The sequence below is a fragment of the Providencia sp. wls1922 genome (genome assembly GCF_009706505.1).
Classification (GTDB): Bacteria; Pseudomonadota; Gammaproteobacteria; order Enterobacterales; family Enterobacteriaceae; genus Providencia; species Providencia lanzhouensis.
The window spans coordinates 40,863-58,881 of sequence record NZ_WLUG01000085.1; the positions used below are offsets into that span (position 1 = coordinate 40,863).

Here is an 18,019-nt window from a genome sequence, read left to right on the forward strand (position 1 = left end):
ATTTTGGTATAGCTAATGAGGCTTTTTTATTAGCGTAAATATTCTGCTCTTGTTACTCTTAAAGGCTTAGTGTCATTAGGGGAAATAAAATGCGCCAACAACTTTGTACGCTTGCCCGAGAGGCGGGTGATGCCATCATGAAAATCTACAATGGGCATGCGCCATTGCGGGTTGAACATAAACAAGATGATTCCCCTGTCACGGCTGCGGATATTGCTGCCCATCAAATCATCAAGAAGGGGCTTTCACGTTTATCACCTGATATCCCTCAACTTTCAGAAGAAGATCCACCAGAATGGTCTGTACGTCGTGATTGGCAACGTTACTGGCTTATTGACCCATTGGATGGAACTAAAGAATTCATTAATCGCAATGGTGACTTCACCGTGAATATTGCGTTAATTGAAAATGGCATTCCAGTCATGGGGGTGGTTTTCGCACCCGCAAAAGGTTTGATGTATTACGCCGAAGGCTCTCAAGCGTGGAAAGAAGAGCATGGACAAGTTCAGCGCATTCACGTCAAAGCTGCGACGCCGCCTGTGGTGGTGATCAGCCGTTCTCATCAAGACCCCCAATTGATGGCGTATCTCGCTAACCTTCCGGAACATCGCACAGCTGAGATAGGTTCATCGCTAAAATTTTGTTTAGTGGCTGAAGGTAGCGCACAGTTATACCCTCGTTTTGGGCCTACCAATATCTGGGATACAGCCGCAGGGCATGCAGTGGCATTAGGTGCAGGGGCAAGCGTGGTGGATTGGCAGGGAAATACACTGGATTATTCCCCGAGAGAGTCTTTTTTGAACCCCGGTTTTGAATGTCGTTAAGATAGCGAAAATAGCAAGATAATAAAAAGTCGGGTAGCTAATGATCAACTTCCCCGACTTGAACAATATGATTTAATGTTTAGTTATCTAATTGCAGCACTTTAGTCGTTGCAGTACGAATATCTAAACATGCTTTTGCATCCTGTTTTAAATCAATTCCATAAGTTGGAATGATAGTCTTCAGGCGTGCTTCCCAACCATCCGCAGAGAGTTGATCTGCAAAGCAGGTTTTCAGTACATTGAGTGCGATAAACGCAGCAGTCGATGCGCCCGGTGATGCACCCATTAATACGGTGAACGATTTATCTGCACTCGTAATCAGCTCAGTACCGAACTCTAATACGCCTTTTTTCACCGGATCAGGTTTAATGATCTGAACGCGTTGACCCGCGACCACTTCTTTCCAATCTTCACGCTGCGCATCAGGATAGAATTTTTGCAGCATAGAGAATTGATGGGCAGACGTTTGCAGCACTTGTCCCACGAGATATTCAGCCAATGACCAATCATCTTTCGCGATGGCAAGCATCGGTTCAATATTGTTCAGTCTGATGGAATCAAACAGATCCAAATAAGATCCATGTTTTAGGAACTTACTCGAGAAACCAGCATACGGTCCAAACAGTAAAGAGCGTTTTCCGCCGATGATACGGGTATCTAAATGCGGTACAGACATCGGTGGTGAGCCCTTATCGGCTTTTCCGTAAACTTTGGCGTGGTGGCGAGCAGCGACTTTTTCATCGTCACAGCGCAACCAAATTCCACTCACAGGGAATCCGCCATAGCCTTTACCTTCCGGAATACCGGATTTTTGCAGTAATTCAATGGCGCGACCACCGGCTCCCACAAACACAAATTTTGCGGACGTGATGGTTTTTTCGTGGGTCAGAAGGTTCTTCACTTCTACATTCCAGTGCCCATCAGGCGTCTGTGTCACATCAATCACTTCATGTTTATAGTGAAGAGAAAACCCTTTTTGTTCGCTCAGTTGCGCCATCAATAAGTGGGTTAAGGCACCGTAATCTACGTCAGCCCCAGTAACGACACGGGTAACCGCAATTTTTTCATTAGGATCACGACCTTCAACCACTAATGGCGCCCACTCATCAATCTGTTTTAGGTCATCGCTGTATTCCATATTATGGTAACAGTGATGGGCAGACATTTGACGGAAACGTTGTTGTAAAAACTTGATGTTGTCTGCACCAGAGACAAAGCTCATGTGTGGACAAGGGTGGATAAAGTCCCGTGGATTTTTGATTTTGCCTTTGGTGACTAAGTAGGACCATAGCTGGCGAGATAGGTCAAATTCAGTGTTTACTTCAAGGGCTTTGCTGATATCTACCGTGCCATCAGGGTTTGGCGGGGTATAGTTCATTTCACAGTTTGCTGCGTGACCTGTTCCCGCGTTATTCCATGGATGGGAACTCTCTTGGGCACAATCATTTAATCTTTCGAATACCGCGATAGTGAGATTTGGCTCCAGCTCTTTAAGAAAAGTGCCGAGCGTGGCGCTCATGATCCCTGCACCGACTAGTGCGATATCAACATTTTCTGCAATGGGTTTAGTCATGGAAATCCCTATTTTTTATTCGGAGTGAAACACAAGTCTGTACCGTCTTGATACACTACATAAGCGCGTCTCCAAGGCTCATCACCAATCAGACGCCATTTGTGTCCTGTTCCGGTGTTGTCTTGAGCAAGCAGAATGTCACCTGGTTTGATAATAAATGTGGAGCCATTTTTGGTTTCGAACTCTAAGGTACCAGTGAGGGTGATTACATAGCGAGGAACGGGGTCTTTATGCCAATCCCACGAGCCACCTGAAACGGTTTCGCGGAAGGTGAGCTCACTGACGGCAATGACAGGGCTTTGGTCATCTCCACGAGCAACACCATTCAGTTCAATGGTGCCTTCTTCAAACAGAGAGTTACCGTCTTCACCTGTCCACATACGAATACAACGGATCATCTTATTTAGCTCCTTAACTTAAGAATAATATTGCTTAATAACTAAGATAATATTCAGTGTTTCGATTTTTACCTTAACGAAAAATAGTGAAGTTCAGAAAATAGGATGTCTTTAAATCTAAAGTTTTTTAATGGCAAGGTCAAAGTTAATATTTTTAAGTGAAAGTATTTTATTGAAAAAATAGACTTTTTAATTTTATCGATGATTGTTTTTGGATGGGTTTATTTGATGTTTTTTTAATTTAAATCAAAGCGATAAAAGATAATTCTTTTTTGATGGAATAAACTCTATTTTATTCTTTTTATTATCGAGTTTAGATGCTCGGTAATGGAAAGTGTAATAAATTGTAATTTATAAAAAATAAGAGAATAAAGTATGAAAATAAGAAAGAGAATAGAAAAATAAATAGCAAAGAAATCGTTTAATGATGACTATATAAAATAGTTTAAGAGTAGAAGGGTAAAAATGCTATTTTCACCCTTTAAAAATTAACTATTTTTTGGATTTAGAATTCCGCTTAAGGCGAGATGTTGAATAAGCATAATGGTTTTGCCATCCATGATTTCACCATTTTTGATAGCGGCAAGTGCATCAGGGAATGACCATTCCATAACCTCAATATCTTCACCTTCATCAGCGAGTCCGCCACCATCACTTTGGCGGTCTTTATCACTGTATTGGGCAATGTAAAAATGCAGCTTTTCCGTGACGGAGCCTGGGCTCATAAAGGCTTCAAACACCTTTTCGATATTATCAATTTTATAGCCAGTCTCTTCTTCGGCTTCAGCAATAATTCTTGCTTCAGGGGAAGAACCTTCAAGTAGTCCGGCAGCGGCTTCAATCAGCAACTGTTTATATCCAGAAACGTACATTGGCATACGGAATTGACGGATCAAGATAATGCTATTTTTGGATGTGTTATACAGCAAAATGACAGCGCCATCGCCACGGTCATACACTTCACGCTCTTGTTTTTGCCAAGAACCGTCGTGTCGCTGTAATTCATAGGTATATTTTTTGAGAATGTACCAATTATCTGACAGTAATTTTTCGCTGATATTCCTAACTTGAGGCTGTTTCATAAATAAGTCGCGCAGAGATAAGATAAATTTAATCTAGCACTATAAATAGAAAGGGAAAATAGACAGTAAATAATAAAAAGCCAGTAAGGTTGTATTACTGGCTTTTTATCGAGATGGATTATTTGATGATTTGCAGTTGTTTAACGTCGATCTCTTTAGAGTTCCAGTCTTTATCAACTTCACCGCGAATTTCGATTTTATCTTTCGGCGTGACGTTCACTCCATTGAAGCGTTTTTGGCTAATTTCAACGGTGATTGTGCCTGTGCCATCGGTGAATTCGTAATGTTTTTTATCCAGTTGTTTAACGAGATTACCGCGTAAAACAACCCAGCTGTTGTCAGATAATTCAAGGGCTTTTGCAACCGTTGTTTCACTTGCATTCGGTCCGTTAAAACCGCCTTCTTGGGTTTTCATGGTTTCAGTGTTAGTGGTGTTGGCGACTTCACCTGGACCTGAAAAACCACCGGTAGCAGCAAAAACAGGGGCGGTAGCAAGGGCAGCGATTAAGGTGATTAAAGGTAATTTTTTCATTTTTGTTTCTCCACAAGTAACCAGAAATTTGGTCTATGGGATGTATTTAACCAAGTAAATCTTAACAGGATCTTAAGAACTCAAATTAATTAAATATATTTTTAATTTGGACAATCACCACTGGTCATCATGAATTTAATAAGATAAATATAACAATATTCGATGCGGAGGTTGAGTATGCGTATTTTATTAATAGAAGATGATCGATTAATTGGCGATGGTCTAAAAGTAGGGTTAACACAATTGGGGTTTACCCTTGATTGGTTTATGGATGGTAAACAAGGTCAACAAGCTTTGTTTGATGCCCCTTATGATGCTGTTGTGCTGGATTTATCACTTCCGCATATTGATGGTATGGATATTTTGAAGTTCTGGCGTAAGCAAGGGCGTGATGAGCCTGTTTTGATTCTGACGGCGCGGGATGCCCTTGAGCAACGAGTGAATGGGTTACAGCAAGGGGCTGATGATTATCTGTGTAAGCCGTTTGCGCTTGCGGAGGTTGCAGCACGTTTGCAAGCGTTGATCCGTCGGCGCAGTGGGCAGCTATCACCCACTTTGGTTCATGGTGACGTGGAGATGGATCCTTTAGCGATGACGGTCACTTATCAAGGAAATCCTGTGCAGTTGAAGGGTAAGGAGCTGGCGCTATTATCATTATTTTTGCATAACCAGAAAAAAGTGCTGTCCCGTAGTGCGATAGAAGAAAAGCTGTATAACTGGGATGAAGAAGTCTCTAGTAACTCGGTTGAAGTTCATATTCACCACTTACGCCGTAAATTAGGCAGTAAGTTTATTCAAACTGTTCATGGTGTTGGTTATCGACTGGGTGATGAAGCATGAAAACGTTCAGCTTAAGGCTCAAATTGACTTTGATGTTATTGCTCCTCGCGGTAATGACGTGGGGAATTGCTAGCTCATTGGCGTGGTATCAAACCTATAAAACCATTAACGAATTGTTTGATACTCAACAAATGGTATTTGCAAAGCGCTTATCTGTGTTACCGACGGATATCGACTTGCCTCAAGCATCATTGAGTAAAACCAAAAAGTTATTGCGAAAAAATCGTGGAAGCCAAGACGATGACGCGTTGGCGTTTGCGATTTTTACTCCGAGTGGAGAAATGGTGCTCAATGATGGGGACAACGGACGTAAAATCGAGTTTCAATTTACGCGTGAAGGATTCAGCGAGGGAACACTCAAAGGTAGTGATGATGAGTGGCGCTTTGTTTGGCTTAAATCTATTGATAATCAATATATTATTGCAGTAGGGCAAGAATGGGAATACCGCCAAAGTATGGCTAATAGCATTATGTTTTCCCAGCTCATACCGTGGCTGGTGGCGCTGCCGATAATGTTAATCGTATTTTTATGGTTGCTCACTCGAGCATTAAAACCCCTGCGGGATGTGGCTAAACAGCTACGGCAGAGAAAACCGGATGAGCTGAGCCCAGTGATGGTGCCGACAATTCCTAGTGAAGCAAAGCCAATCCTAGATTCCCTGAACGGATTATTCGACAAAATAAACCACATGTTTGTTCGTGAACGGCAATTTACCTCTGATGCTGCCCATGAACTGCGTAGTCCTCTTGCTGCACTGAAAGTCCAAACCGAAGTGGTGCAAATTGCTGGAAGTGACGAGGCGATTCGCCAACATGCAGTGGCTAATCTTTCAGAAGGGATTGACCGAGCCACTCGGCTAGTGGATCAGCTATTAACCTTATCCCGCTTAGAGTCTTCTAATCAGTTAGATGATGTGAACGAAGTGAGTTGGCAGGAATTAATTGAGCAAGCCGTTAAAGAGAGCGAGCTGGAAGCTCGGCAAAATCAGGTAACGTTGAAAATATCAATCATTGAAACGCCGCCGCCTTTTAAAGGGCAGAAACTTTTATTGTCCGTACTCTTAAGAAATCTTCTTCACAATGCTATCCGCTATGGTAAGGCTGCCGGTAAGGTTGAAGTCAATTTGTATCGCCACTATCTGGAAGTGAAAGATGATGGTGATGGGGTTTCTTCTGAGGTATTAGCGCGCTTAGGGGAGCGTTTCTATCGACCACCGGGACAAGAAAAAACGGGCTGTGGCTTAGGGTTATCAATTGTTAAACGCGTGGCTCAGTTACACCATCTCCATGTGACGTTTAATAATGTCACGGAAGGGGGCTTTTGTGTTACTGTTCGCTGGAATGCATAATTTAGTCTATTTTATGCACAATATTGAATGAGATTGTTGCAGAATAATCCGCTGAATTTTAATCTTATTGTGATGTGCTTTTGCGGTTATGTTCAGCAGGAACTCATGATAGTAAAACAAATTCCTGAGCGTCAATGTCAGTCGACGCTCAGGAAAACATGATGTTTATGATAATGAGAGCCGGAGTGGCTCTTTTCTTATCTGTTGAATGTTGATTTTGCTAACTCTGGTTCTGCTAATTACGGCTTTTCTAATTCGGTGACAATCACGCTAATGGCTTTATTGATTTCTTGAGGCGTTAGTGCGCCATCTTTATAAAATAAGACATTACCTTGCTTGTTGAGAATGATAATGGCGGAACTCTCTGGCGCAAGGCTCCATGCATTCTTCACGACACCATCACTATCAACAATAAATTGGGAGTAAGGAAACTCTTTCTTGCTGTCTTCCACGCTGTTTTTTACAAATACACCAGTACCAAAAATTGAATCATCCGTATTGATAATGCTGGTGGTTTGGTATTTATCGTGAGGGAATTTGGCTTGTTTAATCGCTTCGATAAGCGGAGCATTAAGCTCTTTGGCTGAAGAGCGTCCAGCAATGTGTTGAATGGTGCGAACTTTACCGGAAAGTTGCTGGCTCTTCCACGGTTGGTAATTGAATTTTCCCGCATTATCTAACTGTAATTCGCCTTTATCTGTGACGGTAACGGCGGGGACAGGTTGATTTAATTGAAGATTAATCGCGAATCCCGTCGAAGATAAACCTAACAAGCAGGTTAATAAAAGCAGTTTTTTTATCATAAAGGTACCTTTAGAAATCATTGTCGTTGTTGTGTATAGGGTGAGGATTTCTGGTGCTGCTAGTTATAGCATAGCTCATCGGATGAGTGGCAAGATGAAAATTAACAAAATCGTAAAATTCAGCATAAAGATGAGGTTTAAGTATGATTTAACAGTATATTGGCAATGTCATGTTGTGTCAGCATTTTGAATAAAATTGCAATTTTCGAACCAAAACAAAATTTTCTAGTCTATGATTATTGAACGATATGCAGTGAGGTATCGTCAGAACAACATGGAGATCAGTTCTAATGAAAATTTTTAAGCATTATAACCCATCGAAAATTGCTCTATACGTGAAAACACTATTCAGAGGTAGGCTCTACATTAAGGATTTTGGGGCTTTCGAATTCAATAATGGGAAGATTTTACCGCCAAAAGTGACTGATAAAACGCATTACAATGTAATGAATGAAGTGAACAAGCAAGTGGTATTACTGCGAGCTGAGTTGGGCTAAACAAGCTATTAGCCAGCTAAGTATTAGGCTAACAACCTTCAAGCGCCTTAATAACAACGCCACTGACAGTGGCGTGTTCATATTGGCTATCAGTGGTTATTTTGAGTATGTGACGTATCTTCACTACCCGCAGTACCTGGCTGAACGACAACCGCGGACGGTGTATTCGTGATACGCGTGACCAGCAGTTGATCAATCTTGTAGTTATCAATATCGACCACTTCAAATTTGTAGCCCGCATATTTCACATAATCAGTGCGTTTCGGCATCTTTCTCAAGCGATACATCATAAAGCCTGCGATGGTTTCGTAGTTGCTGAAATCTGGGAATTCGTCGATATCAAGGATACGTTGAACATCCTCAATTGGCGTTCCCCCATCAACCAACCATGAATTTTCATCACGGGTAATAATTTGCTCTTCTTGCCCCGGACCAATCAAGTCACCCATTAAGGTGATCATCACGTCATTGATGGTAATAACTCCCATCACTAAGGCATATTCGTTCAGGATAACGGCAAAATCGACGCCACTATTTTTAAAGGCTTCTAAGGTATCAGACAAGGATAAGGTATCTGGAAGCATTAATGTGTTTTGGATATGTACACCGTCACGTAAGCTCAGGCTTTGACCATTTAATACGCGGTTGAGGAGCTCTTTGGAATCTACATAACCAATCACATGGTCGATATCCCCTGCACAAACTAAAAACTTCGAATGTGGCTGAGTAGAGATTTTGTGTTTGATGCTCTCTTCAGATTCGTCTTTATCAAAGAAAATGATGTTTTCTCGTGGTGTCATCGCCGATGGAACAGTACGGGACTCAAGTTCAAACACATTTTCAATAAGTTCGTGCTCTTGTTTACGCAGCACCCCAGCGACAGCGCCCGCTTCAACAACAGCAAAGATATCATCAGAAGTAATATCTTCATTACGCGCAGTGGGTAATTTGAAGAGTTTAAAAATTAAGTTCGCTAAGCCATTAAAGAACCATACGAGCGGGCTTAAAACCACTAAGCAGAAACGCATTGGATTAACGATGCGTATAGCGATAGCTTCAGGTTTTACCATTCCAATACGTTTTGGTGTTAAGTCAGCCACCAGAATAAATAAGCTGGTTACGATGGTAAATGACACAATAGAAGCGGCTTGCTGTGCCCATGTAGGGGATAAGAATTTAATGAATAGCTCTTGCAATGCAGGAGAGAATGCAGATTCACCCACAATACCAGCCAAAATCGCGACGGCGTTTAAGCCAATTTGTACAACGGTGAAGAACATGCCCGGCATTTCTTGTAGTTTGAGAACGCGAGCGGCGTTAATATTGCCTTCGTCGGCCATTAACTTCAATTTAATACGGCGAGAAGCTGCCAATGAAATTTCGGACAGCGAAAAAAATGCGCTGATTGCACATAATAAAAGAACGATGAGTAAACTGTTTAGCATAAATTATCCAACCCTCTAGGTAGTGAATTGTCACTTCTTGAAATCCTAAAGGCAATGTAAGGGTATTCCATTTCAATATTAATTAGCGCCTTAGCGCGGTGGGGTATCGCGCTAAGTATAGCACTAGCCTATTTTATCTGGCTATATATTCGTCATTATAATGTCATTCAAGATGGAAGACAGACCCCAATGCCACCAAGCCCACAATAGCCGTTGGGATTTTTATACAGATATTGCTGGTGATAATCTTCCGCAAAATAGAAGGTTTCGAGTGGTCGAATTTCGGTGGTGATCGGGCGGTTATCTTGTTTTTCAGCCATCGCCAGTTGGTAAGCTTCGCGGGTTTGCATCGCCAGTTGATACTGTTCATCTGACACGGTGTAAATCGCGGAGCGATATTGGGTACCAATATCATTACCTTGGCGCATGCCTTGGGCTGGGTCGTGATTTTCCCAAAATAGCGTTAGCAGCTGAGCAAATGAAATGATTTCAGGGTCAAAAACCACGCGAACGATTTCAGTATGTCCGGTTAATCCGGTACACACTTCTTCATAGGTTGGATTCGGTGTGAGACCACCGCTGTAACCTGCGGATGTCGTATAAATTCCCGTTTGTTGCCAAAATAATCGTTCCACACCCCAGAAGCAACCCATTGCAAAATAAGCAATTTCCATATTCTTAGGAATAATCTCAATCGAATGATGGGTCACTGCATGGTAAGGTGACAACGCCATTGACGAGTGACGCCCCGGAAGTGCTTGAAATTCATTATCGGACTGAAATTGATTAAAAGTCATAACGATTCCTAAATACAATCTGTATAGAAATAAAGTAAAAATTGGGATAAAAACTTGTGTCAGTGGTCTATTTTACTCAAAATAAGTCGTTGTTGAATAATAAGCCAAATTGTCTATCACCCTAGGAGCAGGCGTGTCGAAATATCTTACCCTTTGTGTAGTATGCCTAACAACGGCGGTACCAGCGGTATTTGCTGCGAATCTACGCCTTAATATTGAAGGGCTTGAAGGGCAACTCAACCAGAATGTCCGTATTCAGCTTTCTAATATTTCACAAGATGAAGTCGTTGCAAATGGACGTTTTCGTGCTCGAGTAGAAAAAGCGATTCGTGAAGGGTTAAAACCACTGGGATATTATGAACCTACAGTAGAATTTAGCTATGAAGAGAAAACCCCGCCAGCACGTTCAATTTTGACGGCCAAGGTTTCTCCGGGGGAGCCTATTCTTCTACAAGGTGTCAATGTGGTGTTAGAAGGGGGAGCGAAAACAGACCCTGATTACGCCAAGATGCTGAAAAAAAGCACGCCAAAATATGGCATCATCCAAAATGATGGTGACTATGAAGACTTCAAAGGTAAATTTAGCAGCCTAGCTATCCGTAAAGGGTATTTCGATGCCATGATGGAAAAAAGCCAGCTAGGCATTTCTGTTGATCATCATGCTGCTTATTGGGATTTTGATTTTAACAGTGGTGAACGCTACCGTTTTGGTAAATTAACCTTTGAAGGCTCGCAAATTCGCAAGGATTACCTCGAAAACCTTTCTCCTTTTAAAGAAGGGGAATATTACACGTCAGAACAGCTTGCAGAATATAACCAACGTTTAGCATCAACAGGATGGTTCAACTCTGCGCTAGTCACGCCGAATATTCAAAAAGCTCGTGAGGAGCATACGGATCTATTACCCATGGAAGGGGTCATGATCCCAAGAGCGCAAAATTTCCTTGAGTTGGGTGGTGGTTACGCGACCGATGTGGGGCCTCGCGTAAAAGCGATATGGAACAAGCCGTGGATTAACTCACGGGGACAAAGTTTAACCTCCAGCATTAGTCTCTCTCAGCCGGAACAGCTGATTGATGCCAGCTATAAAATTCCACTCAAAGCAAACCCTCTAGAGCAATATTATGCGATTCAAGGTGGGTTTAAACGCACGGATTTGAACGATACTCAATCGAATACCACCACACTGAACGTGTCTCGTAATTGGGATTATTCAAGTGGTTGGCAGTATGGCGTGAATATGCGCTGGATGTTGAGTAACTTTACCCAAGCGGATGTGACCAACACCACGATGTTGCTTTATCCGGGGGCAAACGTCAGCCGAATTCGTCAAAAAGGTGGAGTGATGCCAACCTGGGGTGATAGTCAGCGCTATTCTATCGATTACTCCAATAAAATATGGGGTTCGGATATCGACTTCCTGGTATTACAAGCCAAGAATGTGTGGATCCGTACTCCATGGGAAGGACATCGATTTGTCGTACGTGGAAACCTTGGTTGGATTGAAACCAATAACTTTGACAAAGTCCCGCCAGACTTACGTTTCTTCGCAGGGGGTGACGGTAGTGTCCGTGGTTATGGTTATCAAAAAATCTCCCCAGAAGATAGTAGCGGCAAGCTCACCGGGGCATCTAAGCTGGCAGTTGGATCCGTCGAATATCAATATAATTTCACGGGTAACTGGTGGGGGGCCACCTTTATTGATAGTGGCGAAGCGGTAGATGATTTCAAAAATAGTGATTTTAAAACTGGCGCCGGTGTGGGGATCCGTTGGGTTTCTCCAGTTGGACCGATTAAATTTGATTTAGCCAAGCCTATTGGTGACCCAGATAATAACAAAATTCAGTTTTACATCGGATTGGGGACAGAACTATGAAATGGATGAAATGGCTAAAGTGGATTGCAATCACCATTTTATTATTGTTAGTTCTGGTCGTTGGTGCGCTGTATTGGGTTTTGGGTACCAAATCGGGTCTGCATTTTGCGTTGAACTCCGCCACACGTTTTGTACCTGAACTGACTATTGGCTCCATTGATGGTGATATTAACGATTTAACGCTCTCTGGCGTGAAGTACCAAATGCCAGGTGTGGATGTGGATGCGAAGAAAATCCACCTTGCATTACGTTTAAAGTGCCTGACCAGCCGTGAAGTCTGCATTGATGATTTATCAACAGAAAGCGTGATGGTGAATGTGGATACTAGCCAATTCCCGCCGTCTGAAGAAACTCCGCCTTCTGAGCCGCTAACAGAACTTAATGCACCGCTAACCATTCGTTTGGCTCAATTAGCGTTGGTTGATACTCATGTTAATGTCGATGGCACTGTGATTGATCTCGACAAATTCGCCACAGGGATCACATGGCAAAAAAGAGCTATCGAAATCACGCCAACCGATATTATTAACCTTGCTATAAGCTTACCGCCTAGTGAGCCGGCTGAGGCGCCAAAACCAGTTGAACCCGTCGTGCCTGAAGGTGAGCCGCCGTCCCTTGGTGATCAGCTTAAAACGTTATTTTCTAAGCCGCTATTAGCGGAGCTACCTGAAATTATCCTACCGGTTGACCTGAATGTTGAGGGGATCAGTGCCTCTAATTTCCAATTAAAAGGCGACACGGACATTACGATTAATAGCCTGAATTTGAAGTTAGAAAATGAAGGGCAGAATGTTTTATTAAAGCAGCTAAAAGTCGATGCACCGCAAGGTAATGTTGCGGTTTCTGGATCGATTTCTTTGCAAGAAAAATGGCCAGTCGCGCTATCCGTTATTGGTGAAAGCCGCCTTGAAGATTTAAATGGACAGAAAGTCGATTTAACGCTTAAAGGTGGGCTGATGGATGAGCTGATGCTGGCATTGAATCTGAATGGTCCAATTACGGCGACACTAGAAGCTCAGACCGATTTAGCGCAGGCAGATTTTCCGATTGAGTTGACTTTAGAAAGCAAAAAATTAACTTGGCCGCTGGTGGGAGAAAGCCAATATAAGCTTGATGACACTCGCTTACGATTAAATGGTCGCCCTTCTAGCTATGACCTTTCATTACGTTCAGCCATCACGGGACAAGACCTACCGCCATCTAAGTTATTATTAGATGCGAAAGGGAACGAGGAAAAAATTGATTTAACCCGTTTACGCTTATCTGCGCTGCAAGGTAATGCAGACCTATCAGGGGTGGCGGATTGGAGTAAAGCTATTAGCTGGAATATGGTGCTGACGTTATCAGGTATTAATACAGCGAAGCAATATCCAGAATGGCCAGCGAAAGTTGAAGGGAAAATTGCCACGCGAGGCAGCCTATATGGTGGAAGCTGGCAGTTAGAGATCCCTGAAATCACCTTAGATGGTAATGTTAAACAACACATCTTAAAGGCGCGTGGGCAAGCTAAAGGAAATGCCGCAGGGCAATGGAATATCCCAGATTTTAATCTCTTGCTGGGCAAAAACAGTGTGAATGTGAAGGGCTCTTTAGCGGATAAATGGAACCTTGATGCCAAAATTAATGCTCCAGCGTTGAATGGATTAGTGCCTGGACTAGGCGGTGTGATCATCGGGGATTTAAAACTTCGTGGTGATTTACAAGCCCCACAAGCACTGGCGGATTTAACGGCGCGTGGCGTGAGATGGCAAGATTTAACTGTTGAGACCACCACCATTAAAGGTAATGTGGCAACGGGTGACCAAATCAAAGGTGATTTATCTGTGGTGGTGCGTGGATTGCGCCAAGCGGATTTAGCCATTAGTAACCTAACGCTAGATGCTAAAGGGACTGAAAAACAGCATACGTTAAAACTGAATGTGACAGGGAAACCCGTTTCTGGACAGCTCGCGCTAGCTGGGGGCTTTGATCGCCAAACACAAGTGTGGAAAGGTAACTTAAGCAATACCTTATTTGATACTGAGGTTGGGGAATGGCGCCTGAATCAAGCCATGTCCTTGAACTACAATAACACCACGCAAGAAGTGGTCATTGGTAGCCATTGCTGGGTCAACCCGAATGCTCGCGTGTGTGTACCGAAGCCGGTTAAAGCGGGTAAAAGTGGTAGCGCTGATATTGTATTAGAACGTTTTGACCTTGCGATGATCAAACCGTTTATGCCAAGTGATACTCGCGTAAATGGGGTATTCACCGGGCGTGCAAATGCCATCTGGAAAGCGGATGGTAGCCTGCCGCAAGTGAAAGTTGACTTGAGCGGTGATGGGGTCAAAGTCGTTCAGTTTATTGATGGTGCACGTTTACCTATCGCGTTTGATACGCTGACATTAAATGCGGGTATGAAGAATGGTCGGGCGGATCTGAATTGGTTGTTGAAGATTGCAGACAACGGCCAATTTAAAGGTAATGTGCAAATTTCTGACCTCGAAAGAAAGCGCTTACTCTCCGGCAACATTGAAATTAACGCCATTACATTAGGTTTAATTAAACCGTTACTTGGCGAAAAAGATATTGCGAATGGAAACCTGAATGCAAATCTACGTGTCGGTGGTTCGGCGCATAACCCGCTAATGAACGGTAATGTCACATTATCTGGATTAGAAGTGAAGTCTGGGTTGATCCCGTTTGATATTCAAAATAGCCAATTAGCGATTAACTTTAATGGCACCAGTTCAGTCATGACTGGGCAGATCAAAACGCCAGAGGGTTACCTAAATATTGATGGTGATGCGGATTGGCGCAACATTGATGCATGGCGAGCTAAAGTACTGGCGAGAGGGAATAACTTACGAGTTTCTCTGCCGCCAATGATCAAAATTGATGTGCAGCCAGATTTGATTCTGGAAGCGTCACCGAAATTGCTGACCTTAAATGGTAGCGTCACTATTCCATGGGCGCGTATTACGGTGCAAGAATTACCTGAATCTGCGGTGAGTGCGTCTTCGGATGTGGTGATGCTGGATGACCAGCTAAAACCGATCAATCCGAAACAGCAATCGATCCCAATCCAAACCAATTTGAATATTAATATTGGCAACGATGTACGTCTGGATGCATTCGGATTAAAAGCTCGGTTAACTGGGTTATTAAAAGTTGCTCAGGATAAACAAGGATTAAGCTTAAATGGCCAGGTAGATATTCCATCAGGGCGTTTCCGCGCTTATGGGCAAGACTTGATAGTGCGTAAAGGGCTGATTCAATTCTCGGGACCTGCTGATCAACCGTTCTTAAATTTAGAAGCAATTCGTAATCCTGAAAACACGGCCGATGATGTGATTGCCGGTGTGAAGGTCACAGGACTTGCCGATAAACCAAAAGTTGAGATATTCTCTGAGCCCGCAAAAACCCAGCAAGAGGCGCTTTCCTATCTGTTAAGAGGGGAAGGGCTCGATAGCGGGGATGCGAATGGATCACAAATGACTTCAATGCTGATTGGATTGGGCGTTGCACAAAGCGGTCAGCTGGTGGGTAAAATTGGTGAAACATTTGGTGTATCAGATTTAGCCGTCGATACCCAAGGTGTGGGTGACAGTTCGAAAGTGGTTGTGAGTGGGAAAATTACGAACGACTTGCAAGTTAAGTATGGAGTTGGCATATTTGATTCTTTAGCGACGCTCACTTTACGCTATAGGGTCATGCCGAAACTGTTTTTAGAAGCAGTCTCTGGCGTTAATCAGGCTTTGGACCTGCTTTATCAATTCGAGTTTTAATATATGCGTATCATTGTTTATGGCAGTTTAAGGCGCAAGCAAGGGAATCATCACTGGATGACTTATGCTCAGCTGCTAGGTGAGCATAAGCTAGAAGGCTATGAACTGTATGACCTTGGATATTATCCAGCGGTTGTCAGAGGGAATGGCTCGATTGAATGCGAAGTTTATCGCATCAATCCGTCTATTCTGACTGAGTTAGACGAACTGAAGAAAAATTCACAAGATTATGAGCGTGAGTTAATTCCAACACCTTACGGTAATGCGTGGATTTATCTCTATAAACACTCAGTTGAAGGCCTACCTCAAATCAAAAGTGGTGATTGGCTAAAGCGCCATGAAGAAGAGTAATCAGTAGTTCATCTGTAATGAGTCATCAAGAAAAACGCCGAGCACTGAAGATTCAGTGGTCGGCGTTTTTTATGGATGTTAAGCGTGGCTCATGGCTTTGAGCATTTTTACAAACTCATCAATATGATGGCGTTCTGTCGTTGGGTTCATAAAGACCGCTTTTTCACCCGGTATATAAACAAAGCGGTTATGTTCCGCATAAGTCGAACAGGCGATGGAATCCACCCAATTGGTGAATAGTCCGGCTTTACCGCGAGCTAAGAACAGGTTGCGGTGCCATTTGCTATTTCTAATCATGGTTTCATAAGCGGCTTTATCGCTAGCGCAACTTAATTCATAGTTAAAAATATCCTGTGGATCCGCATTCAATTTAGGGGAATAAAGGCGAAAGCCAACACTAGGCCCCTGGTTTTGAGGCACCATGACTGCGGCATTTTCCATTTCAATTAACTGGTTGCGCATGTAGTTAGCATTTTGCAGGCAGTGAGCAATAATGGTTTGGTACCCTTCAATGCCAAGATAATGCAGTCCTGCATAGGCACCAAAGATCCCAACCCCACTTCGGCTACACTCAATGGTGGATTGCAAGTGAGTTTGCCCTTCTAAATCATGCTCAAAGTACGTGAAGTTTTCAGGTGAGTTTTCAAGGGCTTTGAAATCATTGCCATCACGTACCATCACTAAGCTCGAGGTGTAAGGAACATAGCCCCATTTGTGGAAGTCGATCGTGATGGAATCTGCATATTTAAGTTGTTTGAATTTTTCTACCGTGTGGCGTAACCCAAACAGTGTGGCTTCATTGATAGCAAGCGGGTTAGTATTAAAATCATAATTAATAAAGAAAATAATTGGCCAGCCGACCGCTGCATCCACATGAATATGCGGTTTTTCTGTTACTTCAAACTCTTCACACAGGCGGTTTCGCAGCTCGTAAACCTGCTTTATTTCATCGACACCAAAGGTATCAGTGGTACCTGCGGTTAATAAGATCACAGGGATCTTGCAGTGAACGGTATAACAGGCGCGGATCTGTTGCTCTAAGTCATGCAAGTCGATGGTGTTGTCCGAGGCGACTTTAATACGAATGGTTTTGTTTTGAATATCCACACCCAGTAATGAAAGGTTAGTCATATTGGAGTAGTGGCCGCCTTGGGAGTTGATAATCCGGTAGTCTTGATCCACAGACATACCCAGTTGGCGAGAATCTTTTAATGTTTTGCGAATGCCAAATAGGTAACCATATAAATTACACATGGTTCCGCCTTGAGTGAACAATCCAGACGCTTTATTTTCATCATAACCAATTAAGTTAGCGACTTGCTTAATCACCGTTTTTTCCATGGAATCGGCGACGCCGGAATATTCGCAATAAACCATGTTGGGGTTGCCTAAAAGACCTAGCATAGAGCCGTATAATGCAGGGTCTGAAGGCATCGCAATCACGTTTTCGACGGACAACGGGTTTTCCCAGTTTTTACATAATGCGGAAGCAAAAGCTAGCAGGGTATCTTGTTGATCTCCTGGTAAATTAATTTGTTGTTGGACATGGGATTGCTGCGCCAGGTGATTGAACCACTGAGCGCCATTTGGATATTGATTAATTAGCTGACTGTCTGCGAGTGTGGTTTTACGAAATTGGGTGATAGCTTGGATTTTTGGGTCATTAAAAATAGGCCATTTATTCGGATCGCGGCTAAAAAAGTTCGTCACAATATTGTGGTACTGCTGTTCGAATTCAGGTGTGAGTAGGTTCGCACTTTGGCGAGCAAGAAGCTCTGATTGATTCACGCTAGACTCCCATTTACATTTATACAATTAATGATTTATGTAAATACTCTACACCTGAATCTATATTGATTTAAATAATATCAAATTGACTAATTCA

The 18,019-nt window shown here is 42.9% G+C and carries 15 protein-coding genes; 7 read left to right on the top strand and 8 right to left on the bottom strand.

The genetic code is table 11. From position 1 onward, the window contains the following. Positions 1-89: 89 nt before the first annotated feature. A complete protein-coding gene (gene cysQ, locus GKR71_RS09300; RefSeq protein WP_154609534.1) occupies positions 90-824 on the top strand; it encodes a 3'(2'),5'-bisphosphate nucleotidase CysQ in 735 nt (244 codons plus the stop codon). A gap of 79 nt (positions 825-903) precedes the next feature. Here cysQ and mqo read toward each other — a convergent pair whose 3' ends face one another. The 4 genes from mqo to GKR71_RS09320 form a co-directional block, all read right to left on the bottom strand. After that, on the bottom strand, positions 904-2,397 hold the full coding sequence (gene mqo / locus GKR71_RS09305) for a malate dehydrogenase (quinone) (RefSeq protein WP_154634201.1): 1,494 nt from the start codon (positions 2,395-2,397) through the stop codon (positions 904-906). A gap of 8 nt (positions 2,398-2,405) precedes the next feature. Further along, the gene (locus GKR71_RS09310) at positions 2,406-2,795 is read right to left on the bottom strand and encodes a hypothetical protein (protein ID WP_154634202.1); all 390 of its coding nucleotides are present in this window, start codon (positions 2,793-2,795) and stop codon (positions 2,406-2,408) included. A 488-nt stretch (positions 2,796-3,283) separates the two neighbouring features. Then, positions 3,284-3,877: an NUDIX domain-containing protein gene (locus GKR71_RS09315; RefSeq protein WP_036948977.1), complete on the bottom strand. Its 594-nt coding sequence runs from the start codon at positions 3,875-3,877 to the stop codon at positions 3,284-3,286. 118 nt (positions 3,878-3,995) lie between these two features. After that, on the bottom strand, positions 3,996-4,409 hold the full coding sequence (locus GKR71_RS09320; protein WP_036948980.1) for a YgiW/YdeI family stress tolerance OB fold protein: 414 nt from the start codon (positions 4,407-4,409) through the stop codon (positions 3,996-3,998). A 177-nt stretch (positions 4,410-4,586) separates the two neighbouring features. Between GKR71_RS09320 and qseB the strand changes: the two genes are divergently transcribed. Together qseB and qseC are read left to right on the top strand one after the other, a co-directional pair. Next, a complete protein-coding gene (gene qseB / locus GKR71_RS09325; RefSeq protein ID WP_154634203.1) occupies positions 4,587-5,249 on the top strand; it encodes a quorum sensing response regulator transcription factor QseB in 663 nt (220 codons plus the stop codon). Beyond that, a complete protein-coding gene (gene qseC / locus GKR71_RS09330; RefSeq protein ID WP_154634204.1) occupies positions 5,246-6,598 on the top strand; it encodes a quorum sensing histidine kinase QseC in 1,353 nt (450 codons plus the stop codon). Before qseB ends, qseC begins: the two co-directional genes overlap by 4 nt. Positions 6,599-6,837: 239 nt before the next feature. Here the strand turns inward: qseC and GKR71_RS09335 are convergent, their stop codons facing one another. Continuing rightward, on the bottom strand, positions 6,838-7,401 hold the full coding sequence (locus tag GKR71_RS09335; protein WP_154609412.1) for a YtfJ family protein: 564 nt from the start codon (positions 7,399-7,401) through the stop codon (positions 6,838-6,840). A 290-nt stretch (positions 7,402-7,691) separates the two neighbouring features. Here GKR71_RS09335 and GKR71_RS09340 point away from each other — a divergent pair, with 290 nt between their 5' ends. Beyond that, the gene (locus GKR71_RS09340; RefSeq protein ID WP_036948988.1) at positions 7,692-7,898 is read left to right on the top strand and encodes a DUF1107 domain-containing protein; all 207 of its coding nucleotides are present in this window, start codon (positions 7,692-7,694) and stop codon (positions 7,896-7,898) included. Between the two features lie 89 nt (positions 7,899-7,987). Here the strand turns inward: GKR71_RS09340 and GKR71_RS09345 are convergent, their stop codons facing one another. Beyond that, entirely contained in the window at positions 7,988-9,343 is a 1,356-nt protein-coding gene (locus GKR71_RS09345) for a hemolysin family protein (protein ID WP_036948991.1), read from the bottom strand. 167 nt (positions 9,344-9,510) lie between these two features. After that, on the bottom strand, positions 9,511-10,140 hold the full coding sequence (gene msrA, locus GKR71_RS09350; protein WP_154609411.1) for a peptide-methionine (S)-S-oxide reductase MsrA: 630 nt from the start codon (positions 10,138-10,140) through the stop codon (positions 9,511-9,513). Positions 10,141-10,273: 133 nt separating this feature from the next. Between msrA and tamA the strand changes: the two genes are divergently transcribed. Genes tamA through GKR71_RS09365 form a run of 3 tightly spaced genes read left to right on the top strand, consistent with a single transcriptional unit; the run spans position 10,274 to position 16,134 of the window. Then, the gene (gene tamA, locus GKR71_RS09355; protein WP_036948997.1) at positions 10,274-12,016 is read left to right on the top strand and encodes an autotransporter assembly complex protein TamA; all 1,743 of its coding nucleotides are present in this window, start codon (positions 10,274-10,276) and stop codon (positions 12,014-12,016) included. Next, positions 12,013-15,783 carry an autotransporter assembly complex protein TamB gene (gene tamB, locus GKR71_RS09360; RefSeq protein WP_154634205.1) on the top strand — a complete coding sequence of 1,257 codons (3,771 nt, stop codon included), beginning with the start codon at positions 12,013-12,015 and terminating at the stop codon, positions 15,781-15,783. The genes tamA and tamB overlap by 4 nt, the downstream gene beginning before the upstream one ends. Before the next feature lie 3 nt (positions 15,784-15,786). After that, on the top strand, positions 15,787-16,134 hold the full coding sequence (locus GKR71_RS09365; protein WP_036949002.1) for a gamma-glutamylcyclotransferase family protein: 348 nt from the start codon (positions 15,787-15,789) through the stop codon (positions 16,132-16,134). 78 nt (positions 16,135-16,212) lie between these two features. Here GKR71_RS09365 and GKR71_RS09370 read toward each other — a convergent pair whose 3' ends face one another. Beyond that, positions 16,213-17,922, bottom strand: a complete 1,710-nt coding sequence (locus tag GKR71_RS09370) for a pyridoxal-dependent decarboxylase (protein WP_230085053.1) — start codon at positions 17,920-17,922, stop codon at positions 16,213-16,215. Positions 17,923-18,019: the final 97 nt, after the last annotated feature.

Excerpts from the sequence above, each read along its gene's own strand:
- GKR71_RS09335 (WP_154609412.1), bottom strand. The coding sequence starts at position 7,401 with ATGATAAAAAAACTGCTTTTATTAACCTGCTTGTTAGGTTTATCTTCG.
- GKR71_RS09315 (WP_036948977.1), bottom strand. The coding sequence starts at position 3,877 with ATGAAACAGCCTCAAGTTAGGAATATCAGCGAAAAATTACTGTCAGAT.
- qseC (WP_154634204.1), top strand. The coding sequence starts at position 5,246 with ATGAAAACGTTCAGCTTAAGGCTCAAATTGACTTTGATGTTATTGCTC.
- GKR71_RS09320 (WP_036948980.1), bottom strand. The coding sequence starts at position 4,409 with ATGAAAAAATTACCTTTAATCACCTTAATCGCTGCCCTTGCTACCGCC.
- cysQ (WP_154609534.1), top strand. The coding sequence starts at position 90 with ATGCGCCAACAACTTTGTACGCTTGCCCGAGAGGCGGGTGATGCCATC.
- GKR71_RS09340 (WP_036948988.1), top strand. The coding sequence starts at position 7,692 with ATGAAAATTTTTAAGCATTATAACCCATCGAAAATTGCTCTATACGTG.
- GKR71_RS09345 (WP_036948991.1), bottom strand. The coding sequence starts at position 9,343 with ATGCTAAACAGTTTACTCATCGTTCTTTTATTATGTGCAATCAGCGCA.
- msrA (WP_154609411.1), bottom strand. The coding sequence starts at position 10,140 with ATGACTTTTAATCAATTTCAGTCCGATAATGAATTTCAAGCACTTCCG.
- GKR71_RS09365 (WP_036949002.1), top strand. The coding sequence starts at position 15,787 with ATGCGTATCATTGTTTATGGCAGTTTAAGGCGCAAGCAAGGGAATCAT.
- tamB (WP_154634205.1), top strand. The coding sequence starts at position 12,013 with ATGAAATGGATGAAATGGCTAAAGTGGATTGCAATCACCATTTTATTA.
- qseB (WP_154634203.1), top strand. The coding sequence starts at position 4,587 with ATGCGTATTTTATTAATAGAAGATGATCGATTAATTGGCGATGGTCTA.
- GKR71_RS09310 (WP_154634202.1), bottom strand. The coding sequence starts at position 2,795 with ATGATCCGTTGTATTCGTATGTGGACAGGTGAAGACGGTAACTCTCTG.
- mqo (WP_154634201.1), bottom strand. The coding sequence starts at position 2,397 with ATGACTAAACCCATTGCAGAAAATGTTGATATCGCACTAGTCGGTGCA.